We start from the raw sequence: 19,493 nt of genomic DNA on the forward strand, positions 1-19,493 counted from the left end.
ACCCCGTCGCGTTTTTCGCTATCCGAACCATTAAAAGTATGCGGAAAAACCCCCCGATTCCGCATTTTTCCCGCGAACCGGACGAATGCCTTGCGCAATTCTTTCCCGTTCCTTTCGATTTGCGCGGAAACGTCGTACGTGTTCGATACGGGCCGCCGCACCCGCGGGTGCGGCGGCCCCTCCTTATGCGCGATCGGGTTGCGTGCGAACGGCCGGCGTGCGGAACACGAGCGCAAGCCCCGCGACGATCGCCCCCATGCCGGCGAGCGCGAGCGGCTCGGGCCGGTTGCCGAGCCAGACTGCGTCCATCAGCGTGGTGACGACGGGCACGAGATAGAACAGGCTCGTCACGTTGACGAGATCACCGCGCTGCATCAACCGGTAGAACAGCAGCTGCGCAATGACCGAGATCACGATGCCGAGCCACAGCAGCGGCACGACGAACGCCCAGCCGACATCGAGCGAGATCGGCCGGAACGGCAGGATCGCCACGCACAGCACGAGGCCGATCGCGTTCTGCAGCGGCAGCACGTCGGCGGGTGCGGCGCGCACGCGCTTTTGCAGCAGCGAGCCGGCGGTCAGCGCGACGAGCGCCGTGAGCGCGCACGCGACGCCCATGAGCGGCAGGCCGGCGCCGCCCACGCCGCGGCACACGACGAGCGCGAGACCGGCCAGCGACAGCCCGAGCCCCGCGACGCGCATCGGCTGCCAGCGCCGCTCGACGATCGCGAGCGTGAGGATCGGCTGCACGCCGAGGATCGTCGCGAGCACGCCCGGTGCGATCCCGCGATCGAGCGCGAGCAGGTAGAAGATCGAATAGCCGCCCATCATCAGCAGGCCGGTCAGCGCGGCCATGCGCCGTTCGCCGCGCGGCGGCAGCCAGCGGCCGCGCAGGGTGGCCAGGACGAGCAGCACGAGTGACGCGAGCGCGAAGCGCGCGGTGAGAAAGACGAACGCGGATGCGTGACGCAGACCGAGTTCGGCGAAGATCGCGCCGCTGCTCCACAGCAGCACGAAGAGCGACGTCACGCCATGCGCGGCGAGCGCGCGTTTGAACGAAACCATGTGAATCCACCTGTCGAACGGATCGAAACGTTCCATGTCGCGCGCGCGGCAACGCGCCGTGCGTGATCACGCACGAACGGCCACAAACGGGCGAATGGAAAACGGAAAACGCAAGCCGGCGGGTCAGCCGACGCGTGCCGCCGGCGGGGGCGGCGCGGCGCCGACGAGCGGCGGTGCGACAGGGGGAGGAAGGACCGACGGATGCGCGCACGCCTGCGGCCGCGAGTCGAACTGCGGCCGGGATTTTGCGAGAGCGGACGTGAGCGGATGCATCGTGTCGAAAGGCGCTTGAACGCGGATGAGCGTCAAAGGTAACGCAAGGCGGCCATCCCGCGCAACCGGTGGCAAGCCGACGCCGCGCGCCCGACCGTCGGGCGGCGCGATTGCGTTCGACGCCGGCGCCGCCATGCGGCGGCCGAGGGCGCGGTTCCGTCGGGTGCGCTCACGCGAAATCGCCTGACGGCTGAGGCGAAGGCCGGACGATACGTGCATTGCGCGATTCGCGTGCATCTTGCATGGCCGGCCGGATTCGGCAGGCAGTCACATTCGACAGGGTATGATGGGGGTATCCGCCCGTGCAAGCGCACGCGCGATACAGTGGTTGATTGGAGACATTCGACGAATTCGCGGCACTTCACCCGCTTCTTCTTCTTTTCGCGCTTCGATAAACCGTGAACAATGGGATCACGCGCAACACCCCGGCGAGGGCGGCGCGGATCGTGCATTTGCCGGCTCGCCAGCGGGCCGGGTTTCAAGTTTCAAGAGTGGGGAACCATCATGCATGTCGGGTCGATTGTCTGTACTACCCATATCGCGGTGCCGAAGGGCGCGCGCGGCATCGTCCAGCGCGTTCTGGGCGACATGGCCATGGTGACCTGGTACGCGGGCGTGCCGGGCGAGTCGAAGGAACTCAACACCGAGCCGTTCTTTCTCGAGGACCTGATCGACACCGGCGAATCCGTGCTGCCGGCCGGCGCCGCGATCCACTGAGCACGCGCGCCGCACCGGACGCTCGTGTTTCGGCGAGGCTGACGGCACAATGCGGGGCATGAAAGACGTCACTTCCGCCCCTGCTGCTCCCGCCGGCCCGCCGTTCGCCGGCCTCACGCCCGAGTGCGTGCTCGACGCGCTCGACAGTGTGCTGATACCGGCCGGGCTGCGCACCGACGGGCGCCTGCTCGCCCTCAACAGCTACGAAAACCGCGTCTACCAGGTCGGCATCGAAGACGGCCCGCCCGTCGTCGCGAAGTTCTACCGGCCCGCACGCTGGTCGGACGATGCGATCCTGGAAGAGCATGCGTTCGTCGCCGAACTCGCCGCGCGCGAGATTCCGGCGGTGCCCGCGCGCGCGTTCGACGGCCGCACGCTGCACGCGTTCGACGGCTTCCGCTTCTCGATCTTCGAGCGGCGCGGCGGCCGCGCGCCCGATCTCGACCGCAGCGACACGCTCGAATGGCTCGGCCGTTTCATCGGCCGGATTCACGCGGTCGGCGCGACGCAGCCCTATGTCGCGCGTCCGGTGCTCGACATCCGCACGTTCGGCTACGAGCCGCGCGATTACCTGCTCGCGCAGGATTTTCTTCCCGACGATGTACGGCCGGCCTACGAGACGGTGGTCGCGCTCGCGCTCGAAGGCGTCGAGGCCGCGTTCGAGCGTGCGGGCGACATCCGCCTGCTGCGCACGCACGGCGACTGCCATCCGAGCAACGTGCTGTGGACCGACGCGGGCCCGCATTTCGTCGACTTCGACGACAGCCGGATGGCGCCGGCGGTCCAGGACCTGTGGCTGCTGCTGCCGGGCGATCGCGACGGCGCGTCGCGCGCGCTCGCGGACCTGCTCGCCGGTTACGAGGATTTCTGCGATTTCGAGCCGCGCGAACTGCATCTGGTCGAAGCGCTGCGCACGCTGCGCTTGATCCACTACGCGGCCTGGCTTGCGCGCCGCTGGGACGATCCGGCGTTTCCGGCCGCGTTCCCGTGGTTCAACACGCATCGCTACTGGGAAGCACGCGTGCTCGAACTGCGCGAGCAGATCGGCGCGATGCAGGAGGGGCCGCTCTGGCCTGTGTGACGGCGCGCGCGGCCCCCATCGCTCAGAACTTCAGCATCATTTTGATCACCGCGGCGAAGCGCTTGCCGTAAGGCGGCGCGATCAGCCCGCGGGTGTTCAGGCGCGCCTGCGTGAGCACGGGCTTCATCTTCGAGAACGTCACGAAGCCGTCGTAGCCGTGATACGCACCCATCCCGCTCGCGCCGACGCCGCCGAATGGCAAGCTGCCGCACGCGATGTGCATCAGCGCGTCGTTGACCGTCACGCCACCCGAGATCGTTTCGCGCATCACGCGGTCGATCGTGCCGCCATCCTCGTCGAACAGGTACAGCGCGAGCGGCCGCGGACGCGCGTTCACATAGGCGATCGCTTCGTCGAGCCGCTCGTACGGCACGAGCGGCAGCAGCGGCCCGAAGATTTCCTCCTGCATCAGCTGCGACGCGGCGGGCACGTGCGTGAGCGCGCACGGCACGAAGCGGCGCGAAGCGGGATCGGACCGTGCGTCCGACAGCGGATGCAGTTGCGCGCCGGCCGCCTGCGCGTCGGTCGCAAGCTGTTGCAGCCGGGCGTAATGGCGCGGCGACACGATCGTCGTGTAGTCGCCGTTGGTCGACAGGTCCGGATACAGCCTCGCGAAGCGCGCCCGCGCGCGTTCGATGAACGCGGCTTCCATCCCGCGCGGCAGCAGCACGTAGTCGGGCGCGATGCAGGTCTGACCCGCATTCAGCGTCTTGCCGCTGATGATTGCGTCGACGGCCGCATCGAAGCGCGCATTCGGACCGACGATCGCCGGCGACTTGCCGCCGAGCTCGAGCGTGACGGGCGTGAGGTTGTCGGCCGCGGCGCGCATCACGTGGCGGCCGACATGCGTCGAACCGGTGAACAGCAGGTGATCGAACGGCAGCGCGCTGAACGCGGCGCCGATCTCGGCATCGCCGTTCACGACCGCGACGTGATCGCGCGAGAAGGTCTTCGCGATCAGCTGCTCGAACAGCGCCGACGTGCGCGGTGTCAGTTCGGACATCTTGATGATCGCGCGGTTGCCGGCCGCGAGCGCGCAGATCAGCGGCCCGGCCGCGAGCAGGATCGGATAGTTCCACGGCACGACGATGCCGACCACGCCGAGCGGCTGCGGCAGCACCTTCGCGCGCGCCGGCCGCAGCCACTTGTTCATCGGCTTGCGGATCGGCTTCATCCAGCGCTTGCCGTGCTTGAGTGCGTCGTCGATCTCTTCCTTCGCCATCCAGATTTCCGACAGCAGCACTTCCTGCTTCGCGCGATGCCCGAAGTCGGCGCTGATCGCATCGGCGAGCGCATCCGCATGATCGATCAGCATCGTGCGCAGCGCGCGCAGGTGCCGCGCACGGGCGTCCCACTCCGGATACGGCGCGCGCAGGTAGGCCGCGCGCTGGTCGCGCAGCAGCGTCGTCAGCGTATCGACCGACGGCAGCGCTTGCGGGGCCAGTTCGGGCAGGTCGTTCTTCATGTCGTCTCCTCCAGTTGGGCGTGGCACGTCGGCCAGCAGTCAGGCCGCACGTACCCGCTCGGCGAGCGTGGCGGGGCGGGTCGGGATGGCGCGCGTCGCGCGGCGCGGGGCCGGATGCGATGCGCGGTCGAAAACAGGGTGCAGCGTGCGGCAAGCGTCGCATCCGCGCGACGGTGCCCGCGTCGGAAAACGGGGTTGCACGGTCCGCGCGTCCGGCCCGATGCGATGTCCGGCCGGTGCGCGACGGCGCGCCGCGGGTGCTTGCGGGCGCACCGACGCGGGGCCGCGCGAGGCGCGCGGCGACACACGTACCGGCAGGTCGTGCCGCTCACGCGACGCGCCGTCCAAACGGGCGGCGACACGCCGCGTCGTTCGATTTCGACCGGCCGCGCGCACGGTGCCGGCCGTTACTGTCCAGGCATCCGTTTGAAATGAAATGCGGGCCGCGCGCGGTGCGCCCGGACAACCCGGTCGGCCCGCGGCCCGCAGAACGTCGCGCTGCATCGTCGTCTCCCCAGTGTCGCGACAGCGCGGCTTCTGGCGGCCGGTGCATCGCGTCGCATCAATCGATACATCTTAAATTTAGTTCACGCGGGCGTTTAGAGGAATCGCTCTTGAATCGGCTTGCCGCGTGCGTGACGGCCATTCCTACAATGCCCGAACATTACAAGCGGGAGCCGGGCCGCGCCGGGCGCCGTTCATGACACGAAGGAGACGTGACATGCAATACGACTACATCATCGTCGGCGGAGGGTCGGGCGGGTCGAGCCTCGCCAGCCGCCTCGCCGATGCATGCCCCGACGCGACGATCGCGCTGATCGAGGCCGGTTCGCACACGGAGCGCAACCTGCTCGTCAACATGCCGGTGGGGATCGCCGCGCTCGTACCGTTCAAGCTCGGCACGAACTACGGTTACGAGACGGTGCCGCAGCCGGGCCTCGGCGGCCGTCGCGGCTACCAGCCGCGCGGGCGCGGGATGGGCGGCTCGAGCGCGATCAATGCGATGATCTACACGCGCGGCCACCCGGGCGACTACGACGAGTGGGCACAACTCGGCGCGACGGGCTGGGGCTGGCAGGACGTGCTGCCGTATTTCCGTCGCGCGGAAGGCAACGCGCGTGGCGCCGACGCCTGGCACGGCGCGGACGGTCCGCTGACGGTTTCCGATCTGCGCTTTCGTAATCCGTTCTCCGAACGATTCATCCAGGCCGCACATGCGGCCGGCTATCCGCTCAACGACGATTTCAACGGCGCGACGCAGGAAGGCGTCGGCTTCTATCAGGTCACGCATCGCGACGGCTCGCGCTGCAGCGTCGCGCGTGCGTACATCTACGGCCGCGACCGGCCGAACCTGCACGTGATCACCGATGCGACGGTGCTGCGCGTGGGCTTCGACGGCAAGCACGCGGTCGGCGTCGTGGTGTCGCGCGACGGACGCGTCGAGACGCTCGGCGCGCGTGCGGAAGTGATCCTGTCGGCCGGCGCGTTCAATTCGCCGCAACTGCTGATGTGCTCGGGGATCGGTCCGGCGGAGCAGCTGCGCCGGCACGGCATCGCGGTCGTGCAGGACGCGCCGGACGTCGGCGCCAACCTGATCGACCATATCGACTTCATCATCAACACGCGCGTGAATTCGTCGGAGCTGGTCGGCGTCTGCCTGCGCGGGATCGCGAAGATGACGCCGGCGCTCGCGCGCTATTTCTCGAGCCGCACGGGGATGATGACGAGCAACGTCGCGGAGGCCGGCGGCTTCATCAAGAGCGATCCGTCGCTCGACCGACCGGACCTGCAGCTGCATTTCTGCACGGCGCTCGTCGACGACCACAACCGCAAGATGCACTGGGGCTTCGGCTATTCGCTGCACGTGTGCGCGCTGCGCCCGTTCAGCCGCGGCACGGTCGCCCTCGCGAGCGGCGATGCGCGCGACGCGCCGCTGATCGATCCGCGCTTCTTCAGCGACACGCGCGACCTCGACTTGCTCGTGCGCGGCGCGCAGGCAATGCGCCGGATCCTGTCGCAGGCGCCGCTTGCGTCGCAGGGCGGGCGCGAGCTGTACACGCGGGCGGACCAGAGCGAAGCCGAGCTGCGCGCGACGATCGTCGCGCACGCCGACTCGATCTATCACCCGGTGGGCACCTGCCGGATGGGTTCCGATGCGCGCGCGGTCGTGGATCCGCAACTGCGCGTGCGCGGTGTCGAAGGGCTGCGGGTGGTGGATGCGTCGGTGATGCCGACGCTGATCGGCGGGAACACGAATGCGCCGTCGGTGATGATCGGCGAACGCGCGGCGGACTTCATCGTCGCGACGCACCGGGGCGGCGTGCCGCGCGGCGAGGCGGCCGCGACGGTGCACGGCCGCTGAGCGGCGCGATGCTCAGGCGAACGTATCGACGAGGCCCGCGCGGCTCACGGTCGCGGCGGCGGCTGCGGATTGCGCAGCGTCGACCGGTGCGTCGACGGCTGACGATCCGGCGCGTGCGCGCGGCGACGATTGGCCGCCGGCGAAGCGCTGTTGCGGGTTCTGCTGCTGCGAAGCGAAGCCGCCGTCGCTGACGGTCGCGCTGCCCAGGCCGAGCCCGCCCGCTTCCATCGCTTCGCGCAGCTTCGGCAGCGCGGCTTCCACCGCATCGCGCACCTGTGCGTGCTGCGATACGAACAGCGCATGCGCGTGGTTGTCCGCGACACGCAGCACGACCTGCAGCGGGCCGAGGTCCGGCGGGTTCAGCGTCAGCTCGGCGCTCTGCTGGTGCGCGTTCGACAGGAACACGACCTTCTGGCTCAGCGCGTCGGTCCAGTCGGCGGTCCCGACATGTGGGGCCAGCACATGCGGGTTGGCCGCGGCGATCGAGCTTGCGGCGGGCGATGCCGGGATGTTTGCTTGTGCAGCTGCCGCAGCCGTCGCGGCGGCTGCGGCCGTTGCGTCGGCAGTCGGGCTGGCGGTTTCCTCGGCGGCCGCGAGTGCGTGCGCGGCGGGCTGGCCGGTTGCGCCGGCCTGCAGCGCCGGTGCGGTGGCTTGCGTGGGCGTCTGCTGCGTCGCGAGCGCGCCTTTCGCGTCGGCGAGCGTGCGGTCGAAGGTCGGGACTGTCGGCGTCAGCGGTGCGGCGGCGGCCGATGCGGATGTCGTCGATGCCGGCGCTGCCGCTGCCGTTGCCGTGCTCGCCGCAGGCATCGCGATCGCACCCGCGCCGCCGGTCAGCTTCGCCAGCGCGGCCTGCAGCGCGTCGCGGCCCGATGCGGGCACGGCCGGCTCGGCGGCCGCATCCTTGCCTGCATGATTCGTCAGCGCGGCCGCGGCGTCCGGCTGGCCGGACACGGCCGTCGTTTGCGCGGCCGTGGCGGCGGTAGCGGCGTCGGCCGGCATCGCGCCGTTCGCGCGCGCCTGCAGCTGTGCCTGCACGGCGGCGGCCGCGGCGAGCGCGGCGGCGTCGGGATTGGGCGTCGCGATCGCATCGTCGGCCGACTGGTCGTCGTCGCGGTCGGCGGGTTTCGCGCCGGCGGCCGGCGTCGACGACGCCTGTTTCGTCGCGGCGTCCGGCTTGCCGGCGTTCGCCGCGTCGTGCCGCGTGTCGACGCTTTGCTTCAGCGTCTGCGCGAACGGCACGGCGGCCGGGCTGGTTGCGGCATCGTTGCCGGCGGACGTCGCGGCGGCGGACGAACCCGCGCCGCGGACGGCCTTGAGTGCGGTGCCGGCGGTGTCGAGCAGCGCGCCGAGCAGGGGCAGGGGAGACATGACGGTTCTCTCGTTCGAAAGCGGTGAGCGATTACGCCGAGCGGGCCGCGTCGGCCCGCATGCGCAGGATCTTCGCGGCGTGTTCGTCCGCGTCGCGCTGTTCGCGCTTCACGGCACGCTGCGCTTCCTGCGCGACGCCGCGCGCCTGCAGGATTTCGTATGAGCCGACGGTGCGTTTCTTCTGTTGCCAGTTCGGGCGCGCCTCGTCGATACGGAGTTCGGCCGCGGCAAGCACATTGCGCTGTTGCGCGATCGCCGCGTCGAGCGTATCGATGAACGCCTGGAAATTGCGCCAGTTGCCGGCCGGCATCCCGTGCTGCGCGGATTGCGCGAAGCGCGCATGGTATTCGTCGCGATAGCGCAGCAGCGCATCGAGCTGTTCGGCGGCCGCGCTGCGGTCGCGCTGCGCGGTGCCGAGCTGCTTCGCGGCGGTGTCGAGATCTTCCTGCGCGCGGTCGAGCAGCAGTTGAAGGGGAAAGCCGGGTGCCATCGGGATCAGCCTCCGTGTACGTCGAACAGCGCATCGAGCGCAGTGAGGCTCGACACGAACGGCGCGCATTCGCGAAAGCCCTGCTGCAGGAACGATTCGATGCGCGGATAGAGCGCGATGGCGCGGTCGAGCTGCGCGTCGCGGCCCGGTGCATAGGCGCCGACCGCGATCAGGTCGCGATTGCGCTGGTAGCGCGACAGCATCTGCTTGAACTGCCGCACGCGGTCGAGATGCGGTTCGTCGATCAGCGCGGTCATCGCGCGGCTGATCGACGCCTCGATGTCGATCGCCGGATAGTGGCCGGCCTCGGCGAGCGCGCGCGACAGCACGATGTGGCCGTCGAGGATCGCGCGCGCCGAGTCGGCGATCGGGTCCTGCTGGTCGTCGCCTTCGGTCAGCACCGTGTAGAACGCGGTGATCGAGCCGCCGCCTTCGGGCCCGTTGCCGGTGCGCTCGACGAGCGCCGGCAGCTTCGCGAACACCGACGGCGGATAGCCCTTGGTCGCGGGCGGCTCGCCGATCGCGAGCGCGATCTCGCGCTGCGCCATCGCGTAGCGCGTCAGCGAATCCATCAGCAGCAGCACGTGCTTGCCCTGGTCGCGGAAATACTCGGCGAGCGACGTCGCGTAGGCCGCGCCCTGCATCCGCAGCAGCGGCGAGACGTCCGCCGGCGCCGCGACGACGACCGAGCGCGCGAGCCCGTCCTCGCCGAGGATCTGTTCGATGAATTCCTTCACTTCGCGGCCGCGTTCGCCGATCAGCCCGATCACGATCACTTCCGCGCTCGTGTAGCGCGCCATCGTGCCGAGCAGCACCGACTTGCCGACGCCGGAGCCGGCGAACAGGCCCATCCGTTGCCCACGGCCGACGGTGAGCAGCGCGTTGATCGCGCGCACGCCGACGTCGAGCACGTGGTGGATCGGCTCGCGATCGAGCGGGTTGATCGACGGCGCCGACAGCGGTGCGTCGAGTTTCGACGCGAGCGGGCCCAGACCGTCGAGCGGGCGGCCCGACGCATCGACGACGCGCCCGAGCATTTCCCAGCCGACCGGCAGCCGCTTCGCGCCGGCGAGCGGATCGGCGACGGGCGCGGCCTCCAGCGGCCACACGCGCGCGCCGGGCAGCACGCCTGCGACGTCGGTGGTCGGCATCAGGAACAGGCGGTCGCCGGAGAACCCGACGACTTCCGCTTGCGCGTGCGGCAGCGTGCTGCCGGGCGGCAGTTCGATCGTGCATTCCGCGCCGACCGACAGGCGCAGCCCGATCGCCTCGAGCACGAGGCCCGCGGCGCGCGTGAGACGCCCGCACGGGCGCAGCGGCAGCGCGTGGTGGCTGCGTGTCGAGAGACCGTTCAGGTGCGTGCGCCAGTGCGCGAGATGCGGATTGTGCGGTGCACGCGGCGCGTCGTCTGAAGCGTGTGCCGCGTGCGGATCGGCGCCGTGCGCGGGGTCATGCGCTGTGTCATGCGCGTGGTCGGGGCCGAACGACGCGAGCGCGAGTTCGCGCTCGAGCGGCGTCATTCCGTCGTACAGGATCGATTCGAGCGTGGGCGTCACCATGCGCTCACCTTGCCGATCGCGGCGGCGACGCGCTGCCAGCGGGTGGGCAGCGTCGCATCGACCTCGCCCGTCGCGGCGTGCGCGCGGCAGCCGCCGCGCTCGATCGACGCGTCCGTGCGCACGTTCCAGCCGAGCGTATCGAGATCGTCCTGCAGATAGGCTTCGACGACGGGCAGGTCAGCCGGATTCACCGCCAGATGCGGCGCGCCGGACAACGCGGGTTCGGCGGCGAGCACGTCGCGCACGGCCGCGACGAGCGCGGCGGGATCGTGCTTCACGTGCTGGCGCACGACCTGCTGCGCGATGTCGAGCGCGAGCTGCGCGAGATCGGACGCGAGATCGTGCTCGACGCCCGACACGGCTTCGCGGAACGATGCGGCGAGCGCCGCGAGCTGCGCGGCCTGTTCGCGGGCTTCGGCCCGGCCGGCCTCGAAGCCCTGCTCGCGGCCCTGGTCGAACCCGGCCTGGTAACCCAGCGCCTGGCCTTCGACGTGGCCGGCCGCATGGCCTTCGGCATGCGCGGCGTCGCGCACGCGCTGCAGTTCCTCGGCGAGTGCGGCGGCGGCCGCTGCCGCGTCGTCGGGCGGCGGCGGGGGCGGCGGCGGATCGAACGACGCCATCTCCCACCGCTGGTACGCGGTGAGGGTGCCGACGCGCTCGCGCGGGGAATCAGACATATGCGTCTTCCGCCTTGCCGCCGATCACGATCTGGCCGCTTTCGGCGAGGTTGCGCACGATCTGCAGGATGCGGCGCTGCTGCGTCTCGACCTCGGACACGCGCACCGGCCCGCGCGCGTCGAGATCCTCGGCGAGCAGCTCGGCCGCGCGTTGCGACATGTTCGCGAGGAACTTCTGGCGCAGCGCGGGCGGCGCGCCCTTCAGCGCGATGATCAGCGTTTCCGACTCGACTTCCTTCAGCACCATCTGGATCGCGCGATCCTCGAGGTCGAGCAGGTTCTCGAACACGAACATCTGGTCGACGATCTTCTGCGCGAGGTCGGCGTCGTACTGGCGCACGCTTTCGAGCACGCCTTCCTCATGATTGCTCGTCATGAAGTTGAGGATCTCGGCCGCGGTGCGGATGCCGCCCATCGGGCTGCGCTTCAGGTTGTCGCTGCCGGACAGCAGGCCGGTCAGCACGTCGTCGAGCTCGCGCAGCGCGGCCGGCTGGATGCCGTCGAGCGTCGCGATCCGCAGCAGCACGTCGTTGCGCAGCCGCTCGGTGAAGCACGACGCGATTTCGGATGCCTGGTCGCGGTCGAGGTGCACGAGGATCGTCGCGATGATCTGCGGATGCTCGTTCTTGATCAGTTCGGCGACGGCGCCCGAGTCCATCCACTTCAGGCCCTCGATGCCGCTCGTGTCGCTGCCCTGCAGGATCCGGTCGATCAGCACGCCGGCCTTGTCCTCGCCGAGCGCCTTGGTCAGCACCGAGCGGATGTACTCGCTCGAATCGAGCGACAGCGCGGTGTGCTGCTCGGCTTCCTTCGCGAACTCCTGCAGCACGTCCTCGACCTGCTCGCGCGTGACGTTCTTCAGCGCGGCCATCGCAGCGCCGATCTTCTGCACCTCGCGCGGCGCGAGGAACTTGAATACTTCAGCGGCCTCTTCCTCGCCGATCGACATCAGCAGCAGCGCGCTCTTGGTCAGGCCTTCAGCGTTCATCGGACACCCAGTTCTTCACGACGGTGGCGACGATCTTCGGATCCTGGCGGGCGATCGTGCGCGCGTAGTCGAGGTTGCGTTCGTAGCGGTTCTTTTCGTTCTCGAAGCCGAGCAGCAGCGGATCGGGCTCGTCGGCCTTGTCCGGCGCGGGCAGGCCGTCGAGCGCGACGGCATCCTCCGGCGCCGCGAGCGCCGGTGCGACCGGCTCGGGCGGCGGGAACGCGCGGCGCATCGCCGGGCGCACGAACATGAAATAGAGCGCCGCCGCGGCCGCCGCGATGCCGAGCCACTTCGCGGCTTCCTTCGCCATCGCGATCATGTCCGGCTGGCGCCACCACGGCAGGTCGGCGTACGGGTCGCTGACGGTCGAGAACGCGCTGTTCACGACGTTGACCGAGTCGCCGCGCTTCTCGTCGTAGCCCATCGCGTCCTTCACGAGCTGCTCGATCTGCGCGAGCTTGGCGGGCGGCAGCGGCTGCATCGTCACTTTGCCCTTCGCGTCGGCGACCGGCTGGTAGTTGACGACGACGGCGACCGACAGCCGCTTCACGTTGCCCATCGGCTGCTCGACGTGGCGGATCGTCTTGTCGAGTTCGTAGTTGGTCGTCTGGTCCTTGCGGTCGCTGACGGGCGTCGACTGCGGCCCGTTCTGGCCGTTGCCGGCGACGATCGGCGCGGACGCCGGCTGCGGCGGCGTGTTCGACAGCGCGCCCGGCACGCCCGATGCGCCGCCCTGCGCGAGTTCGGTCGCGCTGCTGGTCTGCTGGCTGCGGATCGCGGCCTGCTGCGGCGTGGCGTTCGGGCCGTAGCTTTCCGAGGTCTGTTCGAGCTTCGAGAAATCGATGTCCGCACTGACCTGCGAGCGCGCGTTGCCGGTGCCGAAGATCGGCGCGAGGATCGCGTCGATGCGCTTCTGCGTGTTGCGCTCGACCTGCTGCACGTATTTCAGCTGGCTCGCGTCGAGGCCGGAGGCCGAAGCGGACTGCGTCAGCAGGTTGCCGTCCTGGTCGACGATCGTCACGTTCTTCGCGGGCATGTCGGGCACGCCGGACGACACCATCCGCGTGATGGCCTGCACCTGGCCCTCGTCGAGCACGCGGCCCGGGTAGAGGTCGACGAACACCGACGCGCTCGGCGCTTCCTTGTCGCGCACGAATACCGACGGCTTCGGGATCGCGAGATGCACGCGCGCGCCGCGCACCGCGTTGATCGATTCGATCGTGCGCTGCAGCTCGCCTTCGAGCGCGCGCTGGTAGTTCACCTGCTCGGCGAACTGGCTGATGCCGAATTTCTGGTTGTCCATCAGCTCGAAGCCGACCGAGCCGCCCTTGGGCAGGCCCATCGCGGCGAGCTTCAGGCGCGTTTCATGCACCTGGTTCGACGGCACGAGGATCGCGCCGCCGGCGTCGGCGAACTTGTAGGGAACGTTTGCCTGCTGGAGCGCGGCGATGATCGCGCCGCCGTCGCGGTCCGACAGGTTGCTGTACAGCACGCGATAGTCGGGCGCGCGGCTCCACAGCACGAGCGCGGTGAGCGCGGCGATCGCGAGGGCGACGGCGATCACGAACGGCAGCTTCGGGTTGCCCTTCATCCGCGAGATGCCGGGGATGCGTTCCGCGAAGCCGCCGAACCCGAAGTCCGCGCCGGCGCCGCCTGCTCCCGGCAACGCGGCGGCCACGGTGGCGCCTGGCACCGGGCTGGCGAGGCCCGTGCGGGCGTCGGGGTTGATCAGCGAGTTGGCCTGCGAATCCATGCGTGGAATTTCTCCGGAGCGGGACGACTGAGCCGCTCGGACGAGCGGACGGACAATGACACGATGCGATTATCGGGACCCGGGCGCGACTCCGATCGACCGAAAAGAGCGGGGTTTCCCCCGTACTTTCGCGGCTTTGGCGCGCGCCGCGCTGCTATCCTTTTTCGCGATCCGGCATGGTGCGCGTGGTGCGGCGCCGGCGGAAACGCCCGGTCGGTCCGGGTTTCTTCTCTTATGTCTGGGGACAGCATGGCTGCCAACGTCAGCGGAATCGGTTCGGTGTTGCAACAGATGCAGGCGATGGCCGCGCAGGCGGGCGGCGGCGTCGCGAGCCCGACGGCGGCGCTCGCCGGCTCGGGCGCCGCGACGGCCGGCACGTTCGCGAGCGCGATGAAGGCGTCGCTCGACAAGATCAGCGGCGACCAGCAGCACGCGCTCGGCGAGGCGCACGCGTTCGAGGTCGGCGCGGCGAACGTGTCGCTGAACGACGTGATGGTCGACATGCAGAAGGCCAACATCGGCTTCCAGTTCGGGCTCCAGGTCCGCAACAAGCTGGTGAGCGCGTACAACGACATCATGCAGATGTCGGTGTGATGCGACGGCCACCCGGCGACGGGCATCCGGGGCCGCCCACCCCCGGAGCGGCCGGCCGGGCCGGCGGCCCGCGCGCCTAAAGCTTTTCAATTCCCTTCCGATAACTGCGGTACAAGGCCGCGTCGTGCAATGCAGGGCGGCGGCTTCCGCATAGCCAACGCATCACAAGGAGAAGCGCATGTTTTCCCCAGGACACGCTGGAGCCAGTGCGTACGCGCGTGTCGGCGTCGAGACGGGGGTGATGGGCGCCTCCCCCCACCGGCTGATCGCGATGCTGTACCAGGGCGCGCGGCAGGCCATCGCGCTCGCACGCATGCATCTGCAGCAGGGCAACGTGCCCGCACGCGGCGAAGCGATCGGCAAGGCGATCGGGATCGTCGAGAGCGGTCTGCAGGCGGCGCTGAACCGCGACGCGGGCGGCGAGATCGCCGGGCGCCTCGACGCGCTGTACGCGTATATCGTCCGGCGCCTGCTCGAAGCCAACGTGCACGCGAGCGACGCGATGCTGGTCGAGGTCGACGGACTGCTCGCGACGCTCGAGGAAGCGTGGACGGGCATCGCCCCCGAAGTCGCGCGGATGGCCGCGCAACAGGCGGTGGACGCGGCACGATGAATCTCAAGGCCGAATACTTCGCTCGCTACGAGGCGCTCGCGGCCGTGTCGGGCCGCATGCTGAGCGCGGCGCGCGGTGCCGACTGGAGCGCGCTGCCGGAGTTGCAGGCCGAATTCCTGCGGCTCGTCGACGGGCTGAAGGAGGCCGATCCGGGCGTCGCGCTCGACGAATCGGACCTCGGCCGCAAGCTGGCGCTGATCCGCCGCATCCTCGCCGACGACGCCGCGATCCGCGATCTCGCGAGCCCGGAAGTCGCGCGGCTGTCCGCGCTGTTCGAGGCGCGGCGCTCGACCAGGGTATTGACCGATCTCTACCGCGCTCGCGGATAGTGCCCGTTTGCCGGGGCCGCGGTTGCCGCGTCTCCGGCTTCGCAACGATGTGGCTGAGGTGAGCAGGCTCCGATCATGACCGGTATCGACTCCGTTGCGGCCGCCCTGCTGGCGAGCCGCCTCGACAGCCTGCTGACCGGCACCGTGCCGGCGTCCGCCGGCGGCGGCGCGACCGCGCAGGTCGGCACGCCGGGCGCCGGCGCGTCAGCGCCGTCCTCGGCGGGCGCACCGCCGGCCGCGCCGCCGGCGTCCGCGCAGACCGCGCTGTCCGACGTCGCGCTCGTGCTCGACGCGATCTCGCGCACGGGCGGCGTCGCGACACCCGTGATCGCCGGGCGCACGCCGCTGCTGGCCGATCCTTCCGTGCTGCTGAGCGCGGCGGCCGTGCCGCCGGACGGGCGGCCGGCAGCCGGCCCGGCTGCGTCCGCGGCCGCTTCTTCCGCTGCATCGCCTGCTGCATCGCCCGCGTCCGACGTCGCGGCCGCGCGTGCTGCGGCGGACGCGCCGCCCGTCGCGGCGCTGCGCGCGGCGCTCGCGCAGGCCGTGAGCGAAAGCGGGCTCTTTTACGAATCCCATCTCGCGCAGTGGCTGGCCGGCCAGCGGCCGCTCGCCGCGCTGATGCGCGAACCGCAGGCGCGCCTCACGACCGCGCCGGTGCAGCCGGCCCCGGATGCCGCGCAGCACGATGCGCCCGATCTGCTCGACGAATTGCTCGCGCAGCGTCTGCCGTTGCCGGCGGCCGCGCCGCGACCCGCCGCGCAGCCAGGCGCACCGGTGCCGGGCGGTGCGGCCCCGCACGAGCTGGCACCGAGCGCGCAGGCGGCCGCCCGGCAAGGCACTGCGCCGGGGACGGCCGGAATGGCCGACCCGCTCGGCGGCCACCCCGACACGCGCTGGACGTCCGCGCGCGCCGAACTGGCCGCCGCGTCGGCCGATCCGCAGGCGCAGGCATCGGCGCCCGTGCATCCGGCCGCCGTGCCGATCGTCCGGCAGCAGCTCGATGCACTCGCGACCGACCAGTTCCGCTGGACGGGCGAGGCATGGCCCGGCGCGCGGCTCGACTGGACGATCGAACCCGACGATCCGGGCGGCCCCGGGTCGCGCGGCGGCGGCGACGCCGGTGACGGGATCGCATGGCGCACGCGCCTGACGCTGACGCTGCCGTCGCTCGGGACGGTCGACGCGGAACTGGTATTGAACGGCAAGCAGCTCGTCGCGCGGCTGCGCGCGAATTCGGCCGGCGCCGACCGGCTCACGCGGAACGAGGCCGCGCTGCGGCAGCGGTTCGAGGGATCCGGTCTGCAACTCGGCGGGCTGTCGATCCGCGCGGTCGGCGACGAACCGGACGGCTTCGACCCGCTCGTCGCGCAGGCCGCCGCTGCCGCGTATGCGCGCAGCGCGGCCGGCGGCACGCCGGGCGCCGACGACGAGGCGCCGCGATGAGCATGACGTCCCGCAAGCGCGCGGCCGCGCTCGTCTACGATCCGAAAGGCGGCGATGCCGCGCCGCGCGTGGTCGCGAAGGGATATGGCCTGCTCGCCGAGATGATCGTCGCCCGTGCGCGCGACGCGGGGCTGTACGTGCATACCGCGCCGGAGATGGTGTCGCTGCTGATGCAGGTCGACCTCGACGACCGGATTCCGCCGCAGCTTTACCAGGCCGTCGCGGATCTGCTCGCGTGGCTGTACGCACTCGATCGCACCGAGCCCGAGCCGGGCGGCGCCGCGCCGCGCTTTCCGCTGCCGCCGCTGCGCCGCTGAGTACACGGCGGCCCGGTTTCTTGCGAAATGCTGTCCCTGTCTTTCGTCATCATTTCGTCGGCATTTTTCTTCTATTGACCGGGATCGGTGCGCAATCCGCGCGCTTTATCGGCTATCGCGGGAGTTTCGCGCTCGCCTGCCGTGCGCACGCGGATTGAGCGGCCGCGTCATTTATGTAATGATATCCATTCTCATTTTCATGCTATCCCGGGCGGCGCACGTTTTCCGTGCGCCGCCCGTTGCTTTGAACGAATGGACATTCTCGCGTGAACGCGCCCGAAACGATCGCCCCGCCGCAGGCGGGCATGCCCCCCGCGGGTCCCGCGGGTGTCACCGTGCTGCATCCGGCCGCACGTCCCCTGAGCGATGCCGAACTGGCGGCGCGCCGTCAGCGTTCGCGCCGCGCGACCTTCATCAAATGGCTGCGCAAGGTGCACGGCTGGGTCGGGTTATGGGGCGCGGTGCTCGGGCTGCTGTTCGGCGTGACGGGTGTGCTGCTCAACCACCGCGCGCCGCCGCTGAAGATCTCGACCGGCGAACCGCAGGTCGAGCAGATGCAGATCGCGTTGCCGGACCCGGCGCCGAAGTCGCCCGCCGCGATGACGAAGTGGCTGCAGCGCGAGCTGCACTTCGACGGCCGGCCGGGGCGCGTGCGCAAGGAGCCCGCGCAGCCGGTCGCCTGGGGCGACAAGCGCGTGATGCAGCCCGAGCACTGGCAGATGGGCCTGTTCGGGCCGCACCAGAACCTGCAGGCCGAATACTGGGTCGGCAACGGCTACGTGTCGGTGAAACGCACCGGTAACACGTTCCTGACGACGCTGAACAACCTGCATCGCGGCGTCGGCATGAATCTCGGCTGGGTGCTGTTGATGGACACGATCGCGGGTTCGCTGATCCTGTTGTCGCTGACGGGCGTGCTGCTGTGGACGGAGCTGAACAAGCGCCGCACGGTCGGCGTCGTGCTGGTGGCCGGCTCGGTCGCCGCGGCGCTCGCCGCGGGCCTCGCCTGACGCCACCGCCGAAGCGCGCCGGCTTGCTGCCGGCGGGTGGTGCGTGCATCCGGCGCAACGGCCCTGCGCCGGTGCCGGTGGGCCTCAGAGGCCGCAGGTCGCGCCGTTGTTTGCCGCGATCTCGCGGGCGGCCTTCGCGCCCTCGACCTGCAGGAGCGTCGGCAGCGACACGTTGTTCTTCGCGGCCGTGACCTCGGCGAGGATCGAGATCGCGATTTCCGGCGGCGTGCGGCTGCCGATGTAGATGCCGGCCGGCCCGTGCAGCCGCGCCAGTTCCGCGTCGTTCAGGTCGAATTCGAGCAGCCGCTCGCGCCGCGCTGCGTTGTTGCGCCGCGAGCCGAGCGCGCCTACGTAGAACGCGGGCGTCTTCAGCGCCTCCATCAGCGCGAGATCGTCGAGCTTCGGGTCGTGCGTGAGCGCGATCACGGCCGAACGTGCGTCGAGCTTCATGTCGAGCACCGTGTCGTCGGGCATCGTGTGCACGACGCGCGTGCCCGGCACGTCCCACGCATCCGTGTACTCCTCGCGCGGATCGCAGACCGTCACCTGGTAGTCGAGCCCGACCGCGATCTGGCACAGATAGCGCGACAACTGTCCCGCGCCGATCACGAGCATCCGGTAGCGCGGCCCGTGGATCGTCACGAGCCGTTCGCCGTCGAACGCGAGCCCGTCGGTCGCCTGCGCGGGCGACAGCGACGCGCGGCCGGTCGCGAGCGTCATCGTGCGCGTAACGAGGCGGCCGGCTTCCACCTCGGCGCACAACGCGGCGATCCCGCTGTCGCGCGTGAGCGGTTCCAGCACGAGCTGGATCGTGCCGCCGCAGGGCAGCCCGAAGCGGTGCGCTTCCTCGGCCGTCACGCCGTACTTGGCGGCTTCCGGGCGCGCGTCGGCCGCGATGCCGCTCGCATGCACGCGGGCGATCAGGTCGTCCTCGATGCACCCGCCGGACACGGAGCCGACCACGAGCCCGTCCTCGCGCACCGCGAGCATCGCGCCCTCGGGGCGGGGCGACGAGCCCCACGTCTTCACGACCGTCACGAGCAGCACGCGGCGCCCTTCGTCGAGCCAGCGCGCGCTGGATTTCAGTACATCGAGATCGACGCTTTCCATCATCTTTTCCTGTTGCCGGGCGGTCTGCCGGTCCGGACCCATCGTTCGATGGCGGGATTATGAACCGCGCGGCGCGCGCATGCAGGCAGCGTGCGCATCATCCGCGCAAATCCGGAGGATCGGGCAAGACGTCGCGACGATCGGGCAGCGGCCGCGCGCGGGAGCGGCGCGGCGGCGGGTGCCGGGCGGCGGCTGGTTCGACAGGGGGCGAGGGCGCGCCGCACGGGGCCGGTCATGGCCGTGTGCGGCATCGCAACGCCGCACACGGCGTGCGGCGTG

General features: G+C 70.4%; 18 protein-coding genes. 9 read left to right on the forward strand and 9 right to left on the reverse strand.

What is annotated here, in order from left to right; genetic code table 11:
* Nucleotides 1-183: 183 nt before the first annotated feature.
* On the reverse strand, nucleotides 184-1,065 hold the full coding sequence (locus DIE22_RS24180; RefSeq protein WP_124606243.1) for a DMT family transporter: 882 nt from the start codon (nucleotides 1,063-1,065) through the stop codon (nucleotides 184-186).
* A 777-nt stretch (nucleotides 1,066-1,842) separates the two neighbouring features.
* Between DIE22_RS24180 and DIE22_RS24190 the strand changes: the two genes are divergently transcribed.
* Together DIE22_RS24190 and DIE22_RS24195 are read left to right on the forward strand one after the other, a co-directional pair.
* The gene (locus DIE22_RS24190; protein WP_011886311.1) at nucleotides 1,843-2,055 is read left to right on the forward strand and encodes a hypothetical protein; all 213 of its coding nucleotides are present in this window, start codon (nucleotides 1,843-1,845) and stop codon (nucleotides 2,053-2,055) included.
* A gap of 58 nt (nucleotides 2,056-2,113) precedes the next feature.
* Nucleotides 2,114-3,136 (forward strand): serine/threonine protein kinase, encoded by a 1,023-nt coding sequence (locus tag DIE22_RS24195; protein WP_409410199.1) that lies wholly within the window; start codon nucleotides 2,114-2,116, stop codon nucleotides 3,134-3,136.
* A gap of 22 nt (nucleotides 3,137-3,158) precedes the next feature.
* Here the strand turns inward: DIE22_RS24195 and DIE22_RS24200 are convergent, their stop codons facing one another.
* Nucleotides 3,159-4,601: a coniferyl aldehyde dehydrogenase gene (locus DIE22_RS24200; protein ID WP_124499895.1), complete on the reverse strand. Its 1,443-nt coding sequence runs from the start codon at nucleotides 4,599-4,601 to the stop codon at nucleotides 3,159-3,161.
* A 721-nt stretch (nucleotides 4,602-5,322) separates the two neighbouring features.
* Between DIE22_RS24200 and DIE22_RS24210 the strand changes: the two genes are divergently transcribed.
* Nucleotides 5,323-6,963, forward strand: a complete 1,641-nt coding sequence (locus tag DIE22_RS24210; protein ID WP_124606245.1) for a GMC family oxidoreductase — start codon at nucleotides 5,323-5,325, stop codon at nucleotides 6,961-6,963.
* A gap of 12 nt (nucleotides 6,964-6,975) precedes the next feature.
* Here DIE22_RS24210 and DIE22_RS24215 read toward each other — a convergent pair whose 3' ends face one another.
* Genes DIE22_RS24215 through fliF form a run of 6 tightly spaced genes read right to left on the reverse strand, consistent with a single transcriptional unit; the run spans nucleotide 6,976 to nucleotide 13,798 of the window.
* A complete protein-coding gene (locus DIE22_RS24215) occupies nucleotides 6,976-8,331 on the reverse strand; it encodes a flagellar hook-length control protein FliK (protein ID WP_124606246.1) in 1,356 nt (451 codons plus the stop codon).
* A gap of 31 nt (nucleotides 8,332-8,362) precedes the next feature.
* Nucleotides 8,363-8,821, reverse strand: a complete 459-nt coding sequence (gene fliJ, locus DIE22_RS24220) for a flagellar export protein FliJ (protein WP_124499892.1) — start codon at nucleotides 8,819-8,821, stop codon at nucleotides 8,363-8,365.
* Nucleotides 8,822-8,826: 5 nt separating this feature from the next.
* Nucleotides 8,827-10,380, reverse strand: coding sequence for a flagellar protein export ATPase FliI (gene fliI / locus DIE22_RS24225; RefSeq protein ID WP_124499891.1), 1,554 nt, complete (start codon nucleotides 10,378-10,380; stop codon nucleotides 8,827-8,829).
* A complete protein-coding gene (gene fliH / locus DIE22_RS24230) occupies nucleotides 10,374-11,057 on the reverse strand; it encodes a flagellar assembly protein FliH (protein ID WP_124499890.1) in 684 nt (227 codons plus the stop codon). Before fliH ends, fliI begins: the two co-directional genes overlap by 7 nt.
* Complete coding sequence (fliG, locus tag DIE22_RS24235) at nucleotides 11,050-12,045, reverse strand: flagellar motor switch protein FliG (RefSeq protein WP_124499889.1); 996 nt, start codon at nucleotides 12,043-12,045, stop codon at nucleotides 11,050-11,052. Before fliG ends, fliH begins: the two co-directional genes overlap by 8 nt.
* Nucleotides 12,035-13,798, reverse strand: a complete 1,764-nt coding sequence (fliF, locus tag DIE22_RS24240) for a flagellar basal-body MS-ring/collar protein FliF (protein ID WP_124499888.1) — start codon at nucleotides 13,796-13,798, stop codon at nucleotides 12,035-12,037. Before fliF ends, fliG begins: the two co-directional genes overlap by 11 nt.
* A 249-nt stretch (nucleotides 13,799-14,047) precedes the next feature.
* On the opposite strand from fliF, the gene fliE reads away from it, so the two are divergent.
* The 6 genes from fliE to DIE22_RS24270 all read left to right on the forward strand — a co-directional run bounded on the left by fliE (nucleotide 14,048) and on the right by DIE22_RS24270 (nucleotide 18,104).
* A complete protein-coding gene (fliE, locus tag DIE22_RS24245) occupies nucleotides 14,048-14,392 on the forward strand; it encodes a flagellar hook-basal body complex protein FliE (protein WP_124499887.1) in 345 nt (114 codons plus the stop codon).
* Between the two features lie 178 nt (nucleotides 14,393-14,570).
* The gene (gene fliS, locus DIE22_RS24250) at nucleotides 14,571-15,005 is read left to right on the forward strand and encodes a flagellar export chaperone FliS (RefSeq protein ID WP_124499886.1); all 435 of its coding nucleotides are present in this window, start codon (nucleotides 14,571-14,573) and stop codon (nucleotides 15,003-15,005) included.
* Complete coding sequence (locus DIE22_RS24255) at nucleotides 15,002-15,334, forward strand: flagellar protein FliT (protein WP_124499885.1); 333 nt, start codon at nucleotides 15,002-15,004, stop codon at nucleotides 15,332-15,334. The genes fliS and DIE22_RS24255 overlap by 4 nt, the downstream gene beginning before the upstream one ends.
* 75 nt (nucleotides 15,335-15,409) lie before the next feature.
* The gene (locus DIE22_RS24260) at nucleotides 15,410-16,777 is read left to right on the forward strand and encodes a flagellar hook-length control protein FliK (protein WP_124499884.1); all 1,368 of its coding nucleotides are present in this window, start codon (nucleotides 15,410-15,412) and stop codon (nucleotides 16,775-16,777) included.
* Nucleotides 16,774-17,094, forward strand: a complete 321-nt coding sequence (locus tag DIE22_RS24265; RefSeq protein WP_124499883.1) for an EscU/YscU/HrcU family type III secretion system export apparatus switch protein — start codon at nucleotides 16,774-16,776, stop codon at nucleotides 17,092-17,094. Before DIE22_RS24260 ends, DIE22_RS24265 begins: the two co-directional genes overlap by 4 nt.
* A gap of 266 nt (nucleotides 17,095-17,360) precedes the next feature.
* Nucleotides 17,361-18,104: a PepSY-associated TM helix domain-containing protein gene (locus DIE22_RS24270; RefSeq protein WP_185640674.1), complete on the forward strand. Its 744-nt coding sequence runs from the start codon at nucleotides 17,361-17,363 to the stop codon at nucleotides 18,102-18,104.
* 84 nt (nucleotides 18,105-18,188) lie between these two features.
* Here DIE22_RS24270 and DIE22_RS24275 read toward each other — a convergent pair whose 3' ends face one another.
* Nucleotides 18,189-19,214 (reverse strand): XdhC family protein, encoded by a 1,026-nt coding sequence (locus tag DIE22_RS24275; protein WP_124499882.1) that lies wholly within the window; start codon nucleotides 19,212-19,214, stop codon nucleotides 18,189-18,191.
* Between the last annotated feature and the right edge of the window lie 279 nt (nucleotides 19,215-19,493).

Source organism: Burkholderia sp. Bp9142 (assembly GCF_003853415.1).
Lineage (GTDB): Bacteria > Pseudomonadota > Gammaproteobacteria > Burkholderiales > Burkholderiaceae > Burkholderia.